15 protein-coding genes are annotated in these 18527 nt (G+C 55.4%); 8 read left to right on the top strand and 7 right to left on the bottom strand.

All coding sequences use genetic code 11. The features are described 5' to 3' along the window. Window positions 1-91: 91 nt before the first annotated feature. Window positions 92-835: a class I SAM-dependent methyltransferase gene (locus tag BW43_RS21100; RefSeq protein WP_032885285.1), complete on the top strand. Its 744-nt coding sequence runs from the start codon at window positions 92-94 to the stop codon at window positions 833-835. A gap of 121 nt (window positions 836-956) precedes the next feature. Here the strand turns inward: BW43_RS21100 and BW43_RS21105 are convergent, their stop codons facing one another. The 3 genes from BW43_RS21105 to BW43_RS0127290 form a co-directional block, all read right to left on the bottom strand. Further along, a complete protein-coding gene (locus BW43_RS21105) occupies window positions 957-2294 on the bottom strand; it encodes an MFS transporter (protein ID WP_032885283.1) in 1338 nt (445 codons plus the stop codon). Between the two features lie 123 nt (window positions 2295-2417). After that, window positions 2418-3353, bottom strand: coding sequence for a DMT family transporter (locus BW43_RS21110; protein ID WP_155989942.1), 936 nt, complete (start codon window positions 3351-3353; stop codon window positions 2418-2420). Window positions 3354-3675: 322 nt separating this feature from the next. Continuing rightward, window positions 3676-4188, bottom strand: coding sequence for a hypothetical protein (locus BW43_RS0127290; protein WP_032885281.1), 513 nt, complete (start codon window positions 4186-4188; stop codon window positions 3676-3678). 397 nt (window positions 4189-4585) lie between these two features. Between BW43_RS0127290 and BW43_RS21115 the strand changes: the two genes are divergently transcribed. The 4 genes from BW43_RS21115 (at window position 4586) to BW43_RS21130 (ending at window position 7428) form a co-directional block, all read left to right on the top strand. Further along, window positions 4586-5068, top strand: coding sequence for a GNAT family N-acetyltransferase (locus BW43_RS21115; RefSeq protein ID WP_032885280.1), 483 nt, complete (start codon window positions 4586-4588; stop codon window positions 5066-5068). A 234-nt stretch (window positions 5069-5302) separates the two neighbouring features. After that, window positions 5303-6058, top strand: a complete 756-nt coding sequence (locus BW43_RS21120) for a DUF4239 domain-containing protein (RefSeq protein WP_032885279.1) — start codon at window positions 5303-5305, stop codon at window positions 6056-6058. Between the two features lie 318 nt (window positions 6059-6376). Beyond that, window positions 6377-6832 carry a VOC family protein gene (locus BW43_RS21125; RefSeq protein ID WP_032885278.1) on the top strand — a complete coding sequence of 152 codons (456 nt, stop codon included), beginning with the start codon at window positions 6377-6379 and terminating at the stop codon, window positions 6830-6832. A gap of 164 nt (window positions 6833-6996) precedes the next feature. Further along, window positions 6997-7428 carry a VOC family protein gene (locus BW43_RS21130; protein ID WP_032885277.1) on the top strand — a complete coding sequence of 144 codons (432 nt, stop codon included), beginning with the start codon at window positions 6997-6999 and terminating at the stop codon, window positions 7426-7428. A 173-nt stretch (window positions 7429-7601) separates the two neighbouring features. Here the strand turns inward: BW43_RS21130 and BW43_RS21135 are convergent, their stop codons facing one another. Then, window positions 7602-8162 (bottom strand): thioesterase family protein, encoded by a 561-nt coding sequence (locus BW43_RS21135; RefSeq protein ID WP_032885276.1) that lies wholly within the window; start codon window positions 8160-8162, stop codon window positions 7602-7604. A 1277-nt stretch (window positions 8163-9439) separates the two neighbouring features. Between BW43_RS21135 and BW43_RS21140 the strand changes: the two genes are divergently transcribed. Together BW43_RS21140 and BW43_RS21145 are read left to right on the top strand one after the other, a co-directional pair. Continuing rightward, window positions 9440-10255, top strand: a complete 816-nt coding sequence (locus BW43_RS21140) for a hypothetical protein (RefSeq protein ID WP_032885274.1) — start codon at window positions 9440-9442, stop codon at window positions 10253-10255. Window positions 10256-10879: 624 nt separating this feature from the next. Continuing rightward, window positions 10880-12532, top strand: coding sequence for a methyl-accepting chemotaxis protein (locus BW43_RS21145; protein WP_050442809.1), 1653 nt, complete (start codon window positions 10880-10882; stop codon window positions 12530-12532). Window positions 12533-12794: 262 nt separating this feature from the next. Here the strand turns inward: BW43_RS21145 and BW43_RS29440 are convergent, their stop codons facing one another. From BW43_RS29440 to BW43_RS21160, 3 genes are all read right to left on the bottom strand, one after another. Next, window positions 12795-14288 carry a methyl-accepting chemotaxis protein gene (locus BW43_RS29440; protein ID WP_032885273.1) on the bottom strand — a complete coding sequence of 498 codons (1494 nt, stop codon included), beginning with the start codon at window positions 14286-14288 and terminating at the stop codon, window positions 12795-12797. 194 nt (window positions 14289-14482) lie between these two features. Next, window positions 14483-16648 carry a TonB-dependent siderophore receptor gene (locus BW43_RS21155; protein WP_032885272.1) on the bottom strand — a complete coding sequence of 722 codons (2166 nt, stop codon included), beginning with the start codon at window positions 16646-16648 and terminating at the stop codon, window positions 14483-14485. A 187-nt stretch (window positions 16649-16835) separates the two neighbouring features. Beyond that, complete coding sequence (locus BW43_RS21160) at window positions 16836-17327, bottom strand: Lrp/AsnC family transcriptional regulator (protein ID WP_032885271.1); 492 nt, start codon at window positions 17325-17327, stop codon at window positions 16836-16838. A 121-nt stretch (window positions 17328-17448) separates the two neighbouring features. On the opposite strand from BW43_RS21160, the gene BW43_RS21165 reads away from it, so the two are divergent. Next, window positions 17449-18483 (top strand): histone deacetylase family protein, encoded by a 1035-nt coding sequence (locus BW43_RS21165; protein WP_032885270.1) that lies wholly within the window; start codon window positions 17449-17451, stop codon window positions 18481-18483. The last annotated feature ends 44 nt before the right edge of the window (window positions 18484-18527 follow it).

Here is an 18527-nt window from a genome sequence, read left to right as displayed (position 1 = left end):
GGCGGATGATTGAGGCGCGAGTGTAACGGTTCTGACGACGGACTGAGTTACCATGCCGCCGCGAAATTCCCGCCGACCGCTCTGGCTACCTATGTCCTCCAACGCGCTGTACACCGATCTTTCCATCTACTACGACCTGATGTGCGCCGACATCGACTATCGCGCACAGAGTCACAGCGTTCGCCGGTTGCACCAACTGTTCGGCAATAACGGGCGTCGGCACTTGGACCTGGCCTGCGGCACCGGGCCCCATGTGCGTCATTTCCTCGACTTTGGCTACCACAGCGCCGGCCTGGACATCAGCCAACCGATGCTGGACCTCGCCCAACTGCGCTGCCCGGAGGCACGGTTCAGCCGCCAGGACATGGCGGGTTTCCAGGTGGACGACGCGCAAGATCTGATCACCTGCTTTCTCTACTCGACCCATTACAACGCCAGCCTGGCCAAACTGCGCATGTGCCTGACCAGCGTGCACGAGGCGCTCGCCGAAAATGGCGTGTTCTGTTTCAACGCGGTGGACAAGCAGCACATCGACAACCGTTTGCTGGTACGCCATAGCGTTGAGTTTGAAGGCAGCCACTTCACCTTCGGTTCCGGCTGGCACTACAGCGAGGAGGGCGAGCAGCAGGCGCTGCGCCTGAGTATCGAGAAGACCACCGGGGGTGTGACTGAGGCTTGGCAGGACGAACACCCGATGGTCGCCTTCAGTTTCACCGAGTTGCAGCAGTTATTGACGCCACAGTTCGAGGTGCACATCTTCGAGCATGACTACGAATGCATCACGCCCTGGGAGGGCACGAGCGGGAATGCTTTGTTTGTCTGCGTGAAGCGCTGATACCTGCTTTACCCAGTTTCCTGTGGGAGATGTCGAGCTTTAGCGAGGCTTCGAAGGCGGCGGTACAGGCGAAGTATTCTTACCTGACCCACCGCATTCGTGGGCATTACGTCATGTAGCACTAACGCGAGAGCACCGCCGCTGAGCCTTTTTCCTCAGCGCCCACGTCATGCAGGGAGATCCTCGATGTCTCCGGCAACGCCAACCCGCCTGCCAGCGCCAGCAACGCTACGGCTATCAGATAAAACGCGGGTGACAGGTTGCTGCCCGTGGTGCTGATCAACCATGTCGCCATCAGCGGCGCGGTACCCCCAAAGATTGTATAGGCCATGTTGTAGGTGATCGCCGAGGCGGTATACCGCGTCCGAGTCGGGAAGGTCTCCGACAGCAACGCCGCCGTGACCACCCCACATAACACCGCACCCACCGCGAGCAGCATCACCCCCACGATCGAGGCCGCGAACGAACCTGAACTGGCCATCAGGAACGACGGATACACCACCACCATCAGCAATACGCAGGCGGTCATTACCGTGACCCGACGCCCCACCCGATCCGAATACAGCCCCGCCAGCGGGCAGATGGCCGCGGCGAAAATCAGCGCGATCAACGACACCAGCAACGCCGCCGCCCGACTCAGCCCACCTGCCACCTGCAGGTATGTCGCGAAGTAGGTGGTGAACATATAAAACGAGAGCGCCGTCAGCGACACAAACGCGCCCAGGCAGCAAATCGCCGCACCATGGTTGCGCAAGGTTTCCTTGAGCGGAGAGTGGGCGACCGCGTGTTCCTGCTTCACGGCCTGGAAGGCGGGTGTCTCATCCAGTTTCCAGCGCAGATACAGCCCGACCAGACCCAGCGGTGCGGCGATCAGGAACGGCAGGCGCCAGCCCCAACTGCCCATCGCCTCGGCGGACAGCGACGCCTCAAGGGCGTAGGCCACCACTGCGGCAGCGGCGAACGCGGAGAACGTCGACACCGGCACAAAGCTGCCGTACCAGGCGCGTTTGTTGCTCGGCGCGTGCTCCATCAGATAGGCGCAGGCACCGGCATATTCGCCCCCGGCGGAGAAGCCTTGGGCGCAGCGAATCAGCGACAACAGAATCGGCGCTGTCACGCCGATGGCGGCATAAGTGGGCAGCAGGCCGATCAAGGTGGTCGCACCGGCCATCAGCAAAATCGTCATGGCCAGGGTACGCTTGCGGCCGATGCGGTCGCCGAGCATGCCAAAGAAAATCCCGCCCAACGGCCGAAAGGCGAAGGCCACGGCAAACACGGCAAAGGTCTTGAGCAGTGCTGCGCTGGCATCGCCACTGGGGAAGAATTGTTGCGCGATGGTGGTGGCAAGAAAGCCGTAGACGGCGAAGTCGAACCACTCGACGAAGTTACCGATGCCGGCGGCGATGATGACCTTTCGCAGGGTTTGGGGGCTGACCTGTTCGGTGGATGAGCTCGTCATAAGGGAAGGCCTCGGAATGCGCAGGGGGATGCCTGATTATCCGAGGCGGCGGCCAGACGGCGGGGTTCAAAAGAGTCCTCCGCGTAGTCAGCAGCGACTTTCTGCAAGGGCTAGAGGCACGCTTCAGGCCTTGGCGGAACGCTGAGCGGACGTGCGATACGTCAGCAGCACAATTCCTGTCACCACGATGACGCCGCCAGTCACCTGACCGGCGCTGAGCATTTGATCGAGCACGAGCCAGCCCATCAGCAACGTCGCCAGCGGCTCAATGTTCATCACCGGCGCATTTCGCGGCATATCCAGGCGCGGCACCGACATGAACAGCACGATAAAACCGGTGCCGTAGAGCACGACCAACGTGGCCAGCGCCAGCCAACCGGTCAGGCTGGCCGGTGGGTTCAGGCCGTCGGCAAGGGCGCCACTCCAGCCCGCAAGGTTAACGCTGCTGAACACAATGAAGATTGTCAGCAGACTGCGCACCGAACCCCGTACCTGGGACAACTTGTGATCGGTGATCCACAGCGCGCAAGCGAATACAAAGGCGGCGCAGAAGGCGAGGGTGACGCCGAGCAGCCATTGCGGGCCGATGTGGGCGTCGGCTGAAAGGCGAGTGGGCACGTCCAGCACGAACACCAGACCCACCAGAATCAAACCCATCAGCAAGGCGGTGCGCGCCGTCGGACGTGGGCCGCCTAATGCCCAGGTCAGCAGCGCCAGCAAAATCGGGAAAATGTTGGCCACCAGCAACGCCAGCGCTACCGGTACGCGGGCTACGGCGGAATAGAGACACAGGCTTTGCGCGGTGATGAGCAGGCCCAGCAGTAACTGCCAGCGCCATGCACCCGAAGGCAGGCGCAGGCTTTGCCGTTGCCAGAGTACCAGCGCGCCCAGCACCAACAACGTACCGCCGGAGCGCAGCAGAATAGCGAGGAGAACACCGGCGCCGTCGTCGAAGGCCACGCGAGCGGCGATGTGGTTGCCGGCGAAGGCGCAGCCCATGCAGAGCAGGATCAGCACGGCGATGTGGCGGGGGAAAAGATTGGGGGCAGGGGGCGTCATGGTAAGGGCTCGGGCAGTGGCTTCCATCGTCGAGGATGGCAAATTATTTTTAGGTTGTCGTACAACGTTGTGGCGGATTTGTAGCGTGTTTGGGGCGAATGGGCAAGGGAGGTTTTTTGTGGGATGACCGCGGGCTATGTTTTTTATGGGCTTAACAAGATTGTTTAGGTGATTGCGTTGAGGTAGAGATAGACAGGGTTGAGCAGGAGAGGTCGTATGACTATTGAGGGCCTATTCAGTAATTCGCCATGCGCGACCATGAGGCCCGTTTAATATCGTTCGGGTTCTGGCAAGCGGTCGCGCAGTGCAGAGGTGCAATGTCTCACTGAAGCGTCGGTAGTCGGTCCAGCGCACAATTTCGGTCCATTTTCGGCTCATCGGCCATGGGGACGCGCGCGCCCGAATCGACATTGAATATGTCAATGTGACAACCGCTCAGCGCGCCCGGGCTGTCGACAATTCCTCCTTTGATCACGTAACGCGCGCCCGGCGCAAATTGGCTGACAAACGCTATGCTGCACGAGCGATTGGCATTGGCCGCACCGCGCATCACCAAGTGCAGCGGCTTGCCGGCTTCAATCGGAAAGAAGCCCTCCGGCGTCGATACGTTCTTATAAACGGAAACTAACTGCCCTCCCTGCGCAATCGCCACGGTTCTGCCGTATTTGCAGGCCATTGGAGGCGCCTCGACCAGGGACACGCTGTTTCGATAATTCTCCATCGACACCAACTCGCTACGGATAAGCGCCTGAGGCGCCCCCGCGGGCACGAGGTATTTCGGTGCTGGGGCGCAGCCTGCAAGCAGCAGAAGTGAACACAGGTAGAGAGGCTTCATAATTTCCTTATCAAGGTCGGTAAAGGGCGGCCTCAACTAGCCTGATGAATCAGAATGGGTCAAGCAGTAAGTGAGAAGGATAGATACCTGACCCGGTTTGAAATAAAGGTGAATCGCCCTTGGTTTATTGAATAGGCGCAACGGTTGCTCTTGGCCGAGGCTGTGTAAAAACGGTTTTCTACGCGATAGGCACTCAAAACTGGACTGAAAATCGCGCTTCTGTGCGAAATTCACATCTGCTGATGTGCCGATAAATTTCGGATTTAACGTAGATGCGCACACTTCAATTTTGGCTAAGCGGTTTTATACACTCTGGTCCAGAAGTGGACTCTCAAATTTTTCTACGGTATCTGGGCCGCTTCAATGGCTCCCCAGGATAAAAGTTGGAGCACAAAATATGCCCGTCGCACCCAATCAGAATTCCCCAATCATTTTGGTCCTGGCTCAACAGAGCGACTTGGATAATCTTGTAGCCATTCGAATTGAGGCCATGCGCGAAAGTCTGGAGCGTGTTGGTCGATTTGATCCAGTCCGCGCGCGCGAGCGGTTTGTTAGTGGTTTTGAGGCTCGCAACACACGCTACATCGAGGCGTCTGGAGAGAGGGTTGGTTTCGTCGTGATCAAGCATCAACACAATGAACTCTTGCTCGACCACTTGTATGTGAGACCGAGCGCGCAAGGGTCAGGGGTAGGGTCTGCTGTTCTCACTCAGATTTTCAAAGAGGCGGATGCGGCTGCGCTCCCTATTAAAGTGGGTGCTCTCAAAGAAAGCGCTTCGAATCGCTTTTATATCCGCCATGGCTTCCAATTCATCGGAAGCAGTGAGTTCGACAATGACTATATTCGACAGAGTGTTCCGGCGATCGGCCCAGATTGCTAGCTGGATGCGATGCACCTCGACGTGCGCTTTGACACACTCTGGACCATAAGCAGACGCTCGTGATCTGCTGCCTTTCATGATGGGCAGAGCTAGACCAATACCTACTGATAATCACCGCCGGTGTTCAAACCAATACTGAAGTCATTTCTGGACGGTAACTGCCGAGCAGAGTTCTGAAAACACCCAATGGTCTATCCTTCAAGACTTGACGCAAATTGATCAGGGCCCTGATGTATGAACGCTCTTTGGATCGCATTGGCCATTTTTGGGTGCCTGGTTGCCTCCTCGCTTCTCATGATGTTTTGGTACCCAAGACTGGCATCCCACCACAGGGATGACGACACCAACACCGTAATTCGTCTAGTCGCCAATATTTTTGTGGTTATGACATCGCTGGTCTTTGGCTTGATGATTAATTCTGCCAAAAACACCTTCGAGTCCATTGATGCAAACTTCCATGGGTACGCAACCAGCATGATCATTTTTGATCGGACGCTGCGGGGCTATGGCGATGCGGCACAAGACACGCGCAATCGTCTGATCACCTATCTTGAGCGCGCTATCGAGACCCCGTATCGGGGAGACGAAGCGCTGCAGCATCGAAACAGCGAGGCGGCTAAATACCTGGATGACATAGGCAAGTCATTGGCTGTTATCAAGCCCCCGGACCGCTACCATGAAACGATGCTTCAGGATATTCGTCAGCAATATCATTCGCTCATCGAGCAACGCTGGAGGATCGTCGAGCAGTCGGAGGGAGCGATTCCTGGCCCCCTTATTGGGATGCTTGTTGCTTGGTTGACGCTCATTTTCGCTAGTTTTGGATACCGCGCACCCCGTAATTTGATGGTGATAGGAATGTTCATCGTCTCGTCATTGCTCATTGCGGCTTCCGTATACCTTGTGTTGGACATGGACGTGCCATTTCACGGTCCTATCCAAATATCCGACGAACCCCTGCGCAGGGCGCTCGCCGTAATGCAGCTATAGGGGAGCATGACGGGCAGCGTTTTGAGTAGTGGCCTCGGAGCGGGTCATATTGATGTCTGCTTTTGGCCGTTCGTTGCATTTCGCGAACGGCGGCTTTGGGTCGGGAGCCGCGCCTTATGAACGACGGATTTCGGCCATACGCGGGCAGTCACTTTTGTTCGCCATCAAGCGATGGACAGCTCCTCGCTTACCTCAGTTTGAACGCGGGTTTATCGCCGAATTGGCGCATTGCTACACCGACAGTATGGACTCGTGAAGTCCATGGAATTTTGAGAGTCTCCGGCTCAACATTGACGCCGGTTCAACAGGAAGGCTGCAATGGATCTGAAGTTCAGTCACGTAGATGTACTGGTCAATAATCTCGAAGAAGCCTGTGCTTACTACGCACAGATACTTAATGCCAGGATATCCAAAACGCTCGTTTGGGAACGAGGTGGCCTGCATGTGCGCTACGCGATAGCGCTGATCGGTCAAGAGCGTTTCATGTTGGTACAGCCATTGGCGGGGAATCTGAGGGAGCTATTAGACTCCGCGGGAGAAGGGATGATTTATCGCCACTGCTATTCGACGCCGGACATCGAGAAGGCCTACGACGAACTGATGGTCGCCGGTGTTCAGCCACAAGACGAAAACGGAAAGCCATTGGCCCGCGCGAACCTGCAATCCCCATCCGGGACACGCATTATCTGGTTGCCCAAGCGCTTTGGGCACTTCTCCATCGAAATCCTGGAAGACAAGGCGTTAGAGGCATTTGTAGAGGATGCATTTTCCTGAGTTATGCGGCGATGAAGGTCTGCTTGCGGCCAGAAGCTGCCACTCAAAGCGACTCGATAACTCCCACCCAAGCGTGCATCATCATGCGCACGCCCTGGCAGCGAAGCCGTAGGTGCAGAACCTGCCCGCTCACAAAAACAAGCATTTGAAATGGAAGTCATCTCATGTTCGAACGTAACAAACTGGTTCCGGAGTTAATGGTCACCAACCTGGATAGCAGCCTGGCTTTTTGGGTTTCTCTTCTGGGGTTCAAAGTAGCTTATCAACGTTCGGATGACGGATTTGCGTACCTTGATTTGAATGGTGCTCAAGTAATGCTTGAGCAGATTGATCCGGACGCGGGTCAATGGCTGACTGCGCCATTGACCAAACCGTTTGGAAGAGGCATCAACCTCCAGATTGATGTTGAGGCTGTGGCACCCATCATCCAAAAACTTGTTCAGGCTGGATTTCCACTTTATCGAGAATGCAAAGACACCTGGTATCGGGCTGACAAAATAGAAGTAGGTCAGCGCGAATTCATCGTCCAGGATCCCGATGGTTATCTCGTAAGGTTGGTAGAGCGGTTGGGTGAGAGACCGGCTTGCTCAATCTGAACCTAAGCCAAGCCGACCGTCAGCTTTGGGTCGATAGCTGCCGGTGGCGACTGGCAGTCATCGGCCAGAAGCGGCCACTCAATGGTGTCTATAGCGGAATTCATCTCCTGACTGACCTCGGTTTACGACATAGAAGCGTACACCAATGAGTGGGGGCTCTTAACATCAGCAGGTTAGCTGGACTGCTGATCGCTGATGCTTTCTTCTTCTCTGAGTTGGCCACTCATCGCATCGCAGCTAGCCGACCACGATGTCAGCCATTGCGGCATCGCTGGCGACTTTTCGGGTAGTCCCAACTCCCGAACAAATTCGCCTGGTGGAATAATCCCTTTAGATGCGCGAAATAGACCCCGCATTACTACAACTCCGATCACCCGTCCTTTGCTCAGAAACCGATGTTCCATAAAGCTCCATTTGTCGTCCCAGCCCAGCATTCTGGTGTGGACTTCAAACGTTTCAAACAGCTTAAGCTCACGACGAAATTTACCCCAGGTGTCCCCTACGATTGGTAGCGCTTTCGTTCTAATAGCCACTCGATACGCACCACTGCGCAGAACGAAATCCATACGTCCGACATCGGCGAGTGTGAAGTATCGGCCATTGGTGACGTGTCGATTGAAGTCAAGATCTAGAGGCCATACGCGCATTCGGATGACGGTTGACCCCAGAGCTTTTACGGGGTTGCGCCACGGTCGGCGGAGTAGCATGAACAGAAGCCGAAACCATAGATTCATAAAAAACACCGATAGTTGAATGATCGGTGCACTTTAAAGAGTGAGGAGTGGGCTAGGTAGGTCTGAAAATGACTTAATTTGCCTTAAAAGTGCATTTGAATCACTGCTGCCAGAGGATTAGTGGTTTTATGGTGAAATCTGGCTCCAAGGCTGTAACCGTCCGGGCAACACACCTTCCTAACAACTTCACTTGATCCTCAATTGGGTTTCATTACGTCGCCTTAGTCCTAGCTGAAGGCGGTTGAAACTCAATTGAGCGAATGGCCGCGACTGGCCGACTTCTGCCTTTCGCCGCCGTCAGCTTTGGGTCCAGACCGCTGGCCTACCCGACTGGCCTCTTCTCACTATCACACATTGGAAAGTGTTTTAGGCACGTCAGCGCTGGTGGGAGACCGAAGACATAGAAATCGTTGGCTGAATCGTCCCAGCAGCCTCTGCGCGTAGACAGGCGGTCATCTTTCTACCGAAACGAGCCGAGAATAGTGTGCCGACGGGCAATGGCGAAAATTAGTAACTCAACCTATGTACCATGACTATGGTGATAACCGGTAGCGGCAACCAGGACCACTGCGCAAGCTATTGAAATTGAAGGGGTACAGGCTGGATATGTTTTAGTTCCTGCAGGTTGTGAAATCTTTACTCATCCGATGTGTTAAAAACACCAACCCTTGGCTTAAAGAATTCTGGTTACCTGCCGCTATAAAGGTTGAGTCTTGCTGTTTTTTCTATACAAGACGACGCGGAAGGACAATAGTTATAGTGACTATCAAAATTAAAGGGATATTTATGAGATTCGCTAAACTGTTCGGGGCAGCAACTTTATTCGCCTCTATGATTGCATGTGCCCAAGCAGGCACAATCGTCACCGTGAAGTTGAAGGACTCTACGACTGGTCCAGCCGCGTACACTTTCGAGTACTTTTCCGGGAGTGTAGCCCCCACCCCAAGTACGATTCTGCCTTCTGCAACGACGACATTTGTCCTGACCAGTGTCGCTGATACGGTTTCAGGAATGCGATTCGTCTATACTTCAGGCAATAAGAATGTCGTTTTGCAGCAAGGCACCAGGTCAATCCAACGACTAAAACCTCTAGCTTGACTAAAATGGGCACTAGCACTGGTTCAGATAACGCTACTTGCAACGCCAATGTCACAGCAATTCAATCGGCGCCTCCCTATAACTACACTGTCGAATATGAAATAAAATAATCCGACATTTGTATAGGCGCCCTAGCTGAAGATAGCTCTCGTGCTATTTTCAGCGCATGGAGTATTACCATGGATATTTCGATCAAATCGTATCAAGCAAGTACACAGGCAAAGCCTTCTACACAAGAGAAGCTTCCTTCGTCCAACCCTGTAAATTTACCTTCAGGGGATGCCGCCCTCAAGACGACCGAGACCGTCACAATCTCCGATTCTGCACGGGCACTGTACGCATTAAGTAACGCTGATGACAAACAAGCCTCTATGTCCAATAGGGATTTAAAAGGACAATATGCAAAAGGTCAGAGCGATATGTACAATTTCGGGCAGCGGATTGCTGGCGGGAATCTTAATAATGAGGATCTACTTCCCAAAACAGACGACCCCACCCGTTTGGCGTTAGGTCTGCAGTCACTAGATTACGCAATTGGGCTTTCTAAACTCCCCCCCGAAAAACTTCCAAACCCATTTGAAGGTATGGCCCGAAACGGGCTAAGCAATATTGTTTATGATGATTCAGGAACCTATACAGATGCAGAACGATATGCCGCTTATGGGGAGCTTAGTAAGCAGGATGAAACATATTTCTCCAAGTTGTACGCCCATATAACGAACGGCGGTGACAACAGTGAAATCTTCAAAGGCATCATGGACTATTTCGATGATCTTCCAGGGGTCGAGAAAGCGGCATACCCTGATGGCTTTAGGGACAGTATAAAAAGTCTTTACCAAGAGCAGTTAGGACAATCGGGGCCGCTCGCCCTGCTCAGGCAATCGACTGAAAACGACTCTGATAAATTGTCCCCGAGCTTCTTCAACAAGGAACAATCACCGGAGCAGATGTTACAAGCCGTCTTAGAAAAAGCGACTGCTCTTTCGACGATCTGACCAGTCCAAAGCAACCAATGTGTAGCTGCACGGATCAATGACGAAGCGTTTTTACACACTCTGGGTCGAAAGCCGTCTTTCGTGAATGTCGGCTAATGGCCGAAAGCAGTCTTTCATGGACCACTGCAAGCCACCAGGCTTGCTCCTCTATTCGCAGGCACAAGCTATGGCCAACGTTAAGCATTGCCACTGTCTGCAAAAAGGTGCGGTATTTCGACCGATTGGTGCGACCGTAAATCTGACGCGCATTTCGAACAGTTAGGAGGCCGAGACCTTGGTTTTCAGCAGACGCTAAAAAGCCCGCCAGGGCAGCCTTCTTTGTAGGAGGCTATTGGGCCTATGGCTCGTTATGGGGCTCGATAAAATGTAATTGAGTTAAATATAAAGCGGTTTCTGTTTTAACTATAGACTTTGAAGTAAATATCAACCCTAGAATAAAAATCCATTCATATAGATGCGTTTAGATGGTGCAGGTAGTTCGATTGGATTGTTTGAGTTTCAATTTAGTACTTTAGTACCGTAACCCGATTTAAGTCTTGAATTACTGCCATCTGGCGCCGCATAGTGTCAATGCGCCATATCCCTGGCTGCGCCGTGAGAATACTAAAAAATCGGAGAGTCAGCATGTTAAATTCCTTGTCGGTGCGGAAGAGGTTGTTGTTAAGCTTTGGCTTGATGGTAGTGATTATTTTTATGATCTCTGCATTTTCTGTCACTAGCTTAAATGGATCAAATCTACGCTTTTCAAGTTATGTTGATGGTTTGAATAAGCGCATGGGCCTGATGAATGATCTATTGCTCGCTGCGCAGCAACGTGCGATCTCAGCACGAAACCTCGTGCTGGTTACCTCGGCAGCTGACAGACAGGCCGAGGCCGATACCGTAAATATCGAACATCAGAAGGTTAAAAGTATTTTGTCAGCGTTAGTGGCTGGAGTCGCTGCATTGCCTCCATCCGCTGATGGTAATAACGCTCGGAGCTTAGTTGCTAACATTGAGGAGATTGAGAAAGCGTATGGTCCGATTGCTTTGGAAATCACGCGGTTAGCCGTTACTGGCGATGCAAAAGCGGCTATTAATATGATGAATAACGAATGCTTGCCACTCCTAAAGAAACTGGTGGCTAGCGTTACAACTTACAAGAGTTTTAACTCAGGTCTAGCGCTGGCTAGCATTAGTGATGCGCAGAACGATTATAAAGACACCCGTAATCTTCTGATGTTTTTCTGCGCAGTAGCAATTGTCATCGGGGTAGTACTGACTACTCTAATAGTTCGTGGCTTATCACGTGCTCTTGGTGCAGAGCCTACTGTCTTGTCCACCATCGCTCAGCGCGTTGCCAGTGGTGACTTGCGCCCGATTCTTGAAGCGAAAATGTCAGCGGCCGGCAGTGTGCTGTACTCCTTGGGTGAAATGCAGTCACGCCTGAGCCTGCTTATTAGTCAGGTTAATACGTCATCGGGCGTAATTTCTGATGCCGCCGTTGACCTTTCCGCAGCGACAGAGCAGACCCGCATCGGCGTAGGTAATCAGAGAACTGAAATCGACCAAGTCGCCACTGCGATTCACGAAATGGTAGCAACCACCCTCGAAGTTGCACGCAACTCTGAGGAAGCAGCCCATGCGGCGCTCACCGCTAACCTCCAAGCGCAGACCGGCGGAACCATGGCAAAAGAAGCAATAACCCAAATAAAACGTCTCGCATCTGAAGTATCAAAATCTGCCGCAGCCATGGCACAACTCAGGATAGAGAGCCTGAATATAGGCGGGGTATTGCAGGTCATAACGTCTGTCGCCGATCAAACCAACTTGTTGGCGTTAAATGCCGCTATTGAGGCTGCTAGGGCGGGCGATGCTGGTCGAGGATTTGCGGTGGTGGCCGATGAGGTGAGAACGCTCGCCAAACGAACTCAGGGCGCAACCCTGGAAATTGGAGCGCTGACTGCCAATCTGCAAAAAATAGCCGAAGAAGCTGCTGGGATGATGGAAGTCTGCCGCGGTTTGACGGATGAAACGGTAATACAGGTTTCAAACACTGGGGGCTCGGTTGAAACCATCGTGGAGATGATTGACAACATCCAGCAGATGGTCAGACAAATCGCTACTGCAGGTGAGGAACAAAGTTGCGTCGCGGAAGAAATTAACCGGAGTGTTACGTCGGTTCGCAATATTGCGGATGATTCAGCTTTATCGTGCGAGCGAACTGCCCGTTCAAGTACTAACTTGGCTGAGCTCGGAGCCGTGCTACAGCAGCAAATAGGTAACTTTAAGGTTTGACGAGTTTATTGAGATTGCGTCTATGAATTGAGGGCCACTTGAGTTGAGCCACACTCAGCATTACGGTCAACAATCAGCGCAAGCACCTGCATCAGAAGGACCTGTATAGCTTCTCGACCTCGTATTCTCTCTTTAGAACTGGGTACGCAAACGGCTGAACTCGAACCGCTGCTATTGGCCTGAAGTTATCTCTCACGACGTATTTCAAATAGGCCCAAGCGCGCGATCAACACAACGCCGAGGCCTTTCGAAGATCACCACCTCACGGATGAAACCGGCGCCCCAACGCGTCTAACCGCACCGCAATCGGCGGCAGTTGTTCGCTGCTCCTGGCCAGCATCTCTACATCCTGTGCTGTGCTCTGCGCGATGCCCTGCACCGACTGCAAGCGCCCGACGATCTCCAGGTTTGCTGAGGTCTGTTCCCGCGTAGTGCTGACGATCCGCCCGTTCAGCGCATCGATTCGGGTGATGTCATTGCCTACTGCCTTTAGCATTTGCACCGCAACCTGGCTGTCTTCCACGCAACGTTCTACGCCCTGGCGGCTGTCCTGCATGGCTTCGACGGCTTCGCGGCTGCCTTGCTGCAAGCCTTCGATGATGGTTTTGATTTCCTGGGTGGAAACCGCTGTGCGTTGCGCCAGGTTGCGCACTTCGTCGGCGACGACGGCGAAGCCGCGGCCTTGTTCACCGGCGCGGGCGGCTTCGATGGCGGCGTTGAGGGCGAGGAGGTTGGTTTGGTTGGCGATGCTGCTGATGACGTCGAGCACCGAGCCGATCTGTTCGGCCTGCACGGCCAAGCCTTGAACGGTCTGATGGGTGTCGGTGAGGCGTGTGGCCAGTTGGGTGATTTCGTGTTGGGCGCGGCCGACGCTTTCCTGGCCGCGCAGGATTTGTTGGCTGGCGACGTCGGCGTGCGCGACCGCTTCCTCGACGTGCACCGTAATGTTGCCCATGGCGTGTTCCATGCGCTGCATGGAGTCAGTCATTTGTGCGATTTCGGCCAGTTGGTGGCGTGCGCCTTTTTCCAGGGTGCCGCTGGCGTGGGCCAGTTCTTGTCCGAGTTGGCCGAGGCCGTGGGAGTCACGGGAGACGCCGTCAATGAGCCCGGTGATCTGTTGCAGGAAGTGGTCGAAGCGCTTGGCCAGGGACATATGCGCCTTGCCTTCACCTTGTGCGGTTTCCACGGTGAGCTGGGTGGTGACAGCGAGCATTTTTTCGAGCATTTCCTGGCTCTCGACGGCTTCGGCCTGGCTGTGCACGGCGAGGTAGAGCAGGGCGACGGTTTCCATCACCACGTAGAAAGCATGCACAAACACCATGGTCCAGCCGCCGTGGTGTTCCATCACGAAGACCGGGAAGCCTTGATGCTGCAAGGCATGGAAGACCACGTGGTGCACGGCGATGGTGAGTGCGGCCACGAGGATCGGCAGCCAGTCGCGGTAAAACGTCAGCACCGCCAGTAGGGCGAAAATTCCGAAGTGGGCTTCGATCACGCCTTGTGCCTGGTTGATATGCAGCGCGGCCATGACCATCAGACCAGCGCCCAGTGCGCAGCGCATCACGCGCGTGCCGCCGATGGCGCGGTAGAGCGCGGTGAGCAGCAGGCTTGTGCCGCCACCGACTACGATTGCTTGGATCAAGGTGTCGTGCCAGAACGCCAGGCCTACGGAGAACAGCGTCATCAGCCAGATCAACGCCAGCATGATGCGGTCGGCTTTGCGGTAGTGCTCTAGAAAACGCGTGCGGACGGGCATTCACTCTTACTCCCTGTGGTGTGGCCAGGAACAAAGCATGCGGCGTGCCACGATGGCACGCTGATACAGAGCAAAGTAGGTATCAGGATTTTTGCAGGTACGGGGAAAGCAAAAGCTTATCGGCAGTTGGGGAGAGAGCTTTAAGCGCCACTGCAAAGAGGAAAGGCTGCCCGAGCGGGCAGCCTTGATGACGATCAGAAGGTGTATTTGGCCGTCAGCATCATGTTGCGTGGGGTGCCGTAGCTGTCGCCGCCGTAGTCCACGGAGTTGGCGATGGTTGAGTAGTAGCTGCGGTCGAAGATGTTGTTGGCGTTGAGCTGCAGGTCCAGGTTGTCGTTGACCCTGTAGCCGGCCATCAAGTCGGTGACGGCGTAGGCGCCTTGTTGCAGGCGGTAGGTACTGCCGTCAGCCAGCTTGACGTCGTTGTACATGCGGCTCTGCCAGGAGATGTTGCCGCCCACCCGGAATTTCTCCAGCGCGCCCTGGAGGTTGTAGCGGGTGGTCAGTTTGAACAAGTGCTCCGGGGTGTCGGTGTCGTACTGCTTGTTGACAAGCTGCGGGTTGGCTTCGTCCTTGATGGTGTGGGTGCGCGCGTAGGTGTAGCCACCGCCGACCTGCCAGTTCTCGGTGAGGGCGCCTTGCAGTTCGAAGTCGATACCCTGGCTGCGAATCTCGCCGGAGGCTTCATAGCACTCGGTCTGCGGGCAGTTTTGCACGGTCACTTTGGTGGCACGATTTTCCTGATCGACGCGGAACAGTGCGACGCTGGCATTCAGCGCGCCGCCCAGGTATTCGCCTTTAACGCCGACCTCGTAGTTTTTGCCGACAATCGGCTTGACCGGGGTCGCCGAACTATCTTTGGCGGTTTGCGGCGTGAAAATGTCGCTGTAGCTGACGTAGACCGAGTGATGGTCATCCAACTCGTAGATCAAACCCGCGTAGCGCGTCAGGTTTCGAGTGACTTTGTAGTCGCCGCTGTTGCTGCCATGGGCATCGTAGTCATACCAGTCCAGGCGCCCGCCGAGGATCAGCTTGAGCGGGTCGGCCAGGCTCAGGCGCGTGGTCAGGTAGAAGCCGTCCTGGGTGGTGATTTCACGGGTGTCGGTGGTGTGGACGAAGTCCGGTTTGCCTGCGGTAATCGGCCAATTGGTGTCGTACGGGCTGTAGTCGTGGCTGGTCATGTCGTAAATGCGGCGGCTGGCACCGACGACCAGCTCATGGGTGCGCCCGAACGCCTGGAACGGGCCGCTGACGAAGGCGTCGACGCCAGCCTGATTTTCGTCGTAGGCGGCCTGGTAGACGGTTCGCGCCAGTGATTTGTCAGCAGCCCAGCGCGATTGATACGAGCCCGAGAACAAGGCTTTCTGCTCGGCGTAGTTGGCGTTGACCTGCAGCTTCCAGTCGTTGGCCAGTTGCTGGCGCAGTTCGGCGAAGACCGTGTTGATCTCCTGGTCCTTGTTCTCCCAGTCGGTGCCGGGGTTGTAGGAGCGGGGCAGGTCGAGGTGATGGCCATCCTGACCGATCATTGCGGAACCCCAGAAGTAATTGGTCTTGTCCTTCTGGTTTGAGTAGCCGAGGGTCAGAGTGGTGTCTTCACCCAAGTCAGCTTCGGTGACGGCATAGAACAGGCCGTGATACTCCTCGGCGTTGTCGATGAAGCTGTTGGCGTCGCGGTAGGAGGTGACCACCCGGCCGCGCCAGGTGCCGCTGTCATTGAGCGGGCTGGAGGCGTCGAGTTCGCCACGGTAGTCGTCCCAGCTGCCAGCGGCGCCGGTCAGGGTGACTTTCTGCTCGTCCAGGGGCCGCTTGCGGATCAGGTTGATGGCGGCCGACGGGTTGCCCGCGCCGGTCACCAGGCCGGTCGCGCCGCGCACCACTTCAACGCGGTCGAACATCGCCAGGTTGGGCTGCGCGCCGACTGAAACGCCGTTATAGCCGCTCGGAATACCGTCATACATCAGGTTGTCGATGTCGAAACCGCGCGAGGTATAGGACTGCCGGCCCGGTCCGTTGGAGTAATTCAGGAACAACCCGGGCGTTGCGTTGACCACGTCGTTGATGCTGGTCATTGCCTGGTCATCCATGCGCTGGCGCGTAATCACGGTGACGGCTTGTGGCGTTTCACGCAGGGTGAGTGGCAACTTGGTCGCGGTCTTCATCGCGCCGGTGGTGTAGGACTGCGTGCCCTCAGTGGTTTCGCCCAACTGCTGCTCGCCGGAGATTTGGGTGGCGCCCAGTTCCAGGGTGGTGACCGGTGCTTCGGCGTCGGCGGCGAAGGCCGCGTGCGAGGTGGCGAGACAGACCGCCAACGCGATCAAACTGGGTGTAAAACCTTTACCGCCGGGCTGGTGCACAGGCATCGAACGAGCTCTCCCCTAAGTGCCTTTCCCTGGCGAATAATAAAAGTGTTGATAATTATTCGCATCAGTGTGACAGATTGATTCTGTAGGAAAAAGCCATAGGGATGAATTAGTTAACGATTTTTTCACATCTGCATGGCAGGCCTTTCGCCAGCACCTGCCGTTTTCGAGCGTTTATGGACGGTGTTCAATCGCGCTTCGGAATCGCCACCCGACTCGTCGCTTTCACTTCGCGCAGCGCCAGGCTCGACTGGATCGACGCTATCCCCAATTGTCGCCGCAGGACGCTCTCTACAAACTCGCTGTAGCTGTCGAGATCTTCCGCCAGCACCTGCAATAGATAATCCGCATCCCCGGTGATTTTGTGGCACGACAGCACCTGAGGCAGTTCCTTGACCACCGCTTCGAAGGCGTCCGGCGCGTGGTCGGTGTGGATGGCAAAGCGCACATGCACAAACGCCATGATGTCCAGGCCGAGCAGCTTGCGATCCAGGTTGGCCTGGTAGTCCTTGATCACGCCTTCTTCTTCCAGACGCTTGCGGCGGCGCCAGCACGGCGTGAGGCTCAGGGCCAGACGCTCGCTGAGTTGGGCGTTGGAAATACTCGCGTCTTCCTGCAGCAAGGCGAGGATGGCGAGATCGGTGTCGTCAAGAACGACCTGCTTGGTTTTATTTTTCATATTCGCCTGTAATAGGGGTAAAAAATCCCGATAAAACTAACAGCGCAAGAACTAAAAGCAAAGAAAGCCCCGCACCGCCAGAACAAAATAGACCCTGTCTTTTACTGGCGGATGTATACACATGCTGACTGTTTTTAGCGATGCCCACCGTTTGCACCATGGCACCGAATTGAAGGATGGCGTACTCAAGCCATCGTTCGAGCAACCGAGCCGCGCCGACACCGTGCGTGACCGCGTCCAGCACGTCGGGCTCGGCGATATCATCGTGCCGCGCGCCTTTGACCGCGCCTGTTACGTCAATGCCCACAGCGAGCGCTACGTCTCCTTCCTTGAAACCGCATGGGCCGAATGGACCGCCATCGGCCGCAGCCATGACGCGCTGCCGCTGGTGTGGCCGGTGCGCGATCTGGCCAATGAACAGGTGCCGGATTTCATCGACGGCAAGCTGGGGTTCTATGCCATGGACGCCGGTTCGCCGATTACCGCGACCACGTGGCAGGCGGTGAAGACCAGCGCGGACATTGCACTCACTGGCCTCGCGCTCATCGATGAGGGCCACAACAGCGCCTTCGCCCTGTGCCGCCCACCCGGCCACCATGCCGCCCGCGAATACATGGGCGGTTATTGCTACCTCAACAACGCCGCGATTGCCGCACAACAGGCCATCACCCAAGGCGCCAAACGCGTTGCGGTACTGGACGTGGATTTCCACCATGGCAACGGCACACAGAACATTTTCTACGACCGCCCGGATGTGCTGTTCATCTCCCTGCATGGCGAGCCCTCCGTGTCCTACCCGTACTTTTCCGGCGCCAACAGCGAGCGCGGCAAGGGTGCAGGGGAGGGCTTCAACCTGAATTATCCGTTGCCGAAAAACACCACCTGGGATCACTACAAAATTGCCCTCGCCGACGCGTGCCAGCGGCTCAAACATTTCGCCCCTGAAGTACTGGTGATTTCCCTCGGCGTCGACACGTTTAAGGACGACCCCATCAGCCACTTCCTCCTCGACAGCGAAGACTTCCTCGGTATGGGCGAGATCATCGCCAGCGTAAGCGTGCCGACGTTGTTCGTAATGGAAGGGGGCTACATGGTCGATGAGATCGGCATCAATGCCGTCAACGTGTTGCACGGTTTCGAAAGCAAAACCGCCTGACCCCCTAACAACAACGACCGCCCAACTTTTTTCTGCCAAAACTC

Source organism: Pseudomonas sp. RIT357 (assembly GCF_000632245.1).
Taxonomy (GTDB): Bacteria; Pseudomonadota; Gammaproteobacteria; order Pseudomonadales; family Pseudomonadaceae; genus Aquipseudomonas; species Aquipseudomonas sivasensis.
The sequence above is the reverse complement of the archived record's forward strand: the minus strand, read 5'-3'. Positions and strand labels throughout refer to the sequence as shown.

What these genes read in the sequence shown, in the direction of transcription:
- BW43_RS21160 (WP_032885271.1), bottom strand. Translation starts at nt 17,327, where the DNA reads ATGAAAAATAAAACCAAGCAGGTCGTTCTTGACGACACCGATCTCGCC.
- BW43_RS21110 (WP_155989942.1), bottom strand. Translation starts at nt 3,353, where the DNA reads ATGACGCCCCCTGCCCCCAATCTTTTCCCCCGCCACATCGCCGTGCTG.
- BW43_RS21155 (WP_032885272.1), bottom strand. Translation starts at nt 16,648, where the DNA reads ATGCCTGTGCACCAGCCCGGCGGTAAAGGTTTTACACCCAGTTTGATC.
- BW43_RS0127290 (WP_032885281.1), bottom strand. Translation starts at nt 4,188, where the DNA reads ATGAAGCCTCTCTACCTGTGTTCACTTCTGCTGCTTGCAGGCTGCGCC.
- BW43_RS21140 (WP_032885274.1), top strand. Translation starts at nt 9,440, where the DNA reads ATGGATATTTCGATCAAATCGTATCAAGCAAGTACACAGGCAAAGCCT.
- BW43_RS21120 (WP_032885279.1), top strand. Translation starts at nt 5,303, where the DNA reads ATGAACGCTCTTTGGATCGCATTGGCCATTTTTGGGTGCCTGGTTGCC.
- BW43_RS21165 (WP_032885270.1), top strand. Translation starts at nt 17,449, where the DNA reads ATGCTGACTGTTTTTAGCGATGCCCACCGTTTGCACCATGGCACCGAA.
- BW43_RS21115 (WP_032885280.1), top strand. Translation starts at nt 4,586, where the DNA reads ATGCCCGTCGCACCCAATCAGAATTCCCCAATCATTTTGGTCCTGGCT.
- BW43_RS21145 (WP_050442809.1), top strand. Translation starts at nt 10,880, where the DNA reads ATGTTAAATTCCTTGTCGGTGCGGAAGAGGTTGTTGTTAAGCTTTGGC.
- BW43_RS21125 (WP_032885278.1), top strand. Translation starts at nt 6,377, where the DNA reads ATGGATCTGAAGTTCAGTCACGTAGATGTACTGGTCAATAATCTCGAA.
- BW43_RS21100 (WP_032885285.1), top strand. Translation starts at nt 92, where the DNA reads ATGTCCTCCAACGCGCTGTACACCGATCTTTCCATCTACTACGACCTG.
- BW43_RS21135 (WP_032885276.1), bottom strand. Translation starts at nt 8,162, where the DNA reads ATGAATCTATGGTTTCGGCTTCTGTTCATGCTACTCCGCCGACCGTGG.
- BW43_RS21130 (WP_032885277.1), top strand. Translation starts at nt 6,997, where the DNA reads ATGTTCGAACGTAACAAACTGGTTCCGGAGTTAATGGTCACCAACCTG.
- BW43_RS21105 (WP_032885283.1), bottom strand. Translation starts at nt 2,294, where the DNA reads ATGACGAGCTCATCCACCGAACAGGTCAGCCCCCAAACCCTGCGAAAG.
- BW43_RS29440 (WP_032885273.1), bottom strand. Translation starts at nt 14,288, where the DNA reads ATGCCCGTCCGCACGCGTTTTCTAGAGCACTACCGCAAAGCCGACCGC.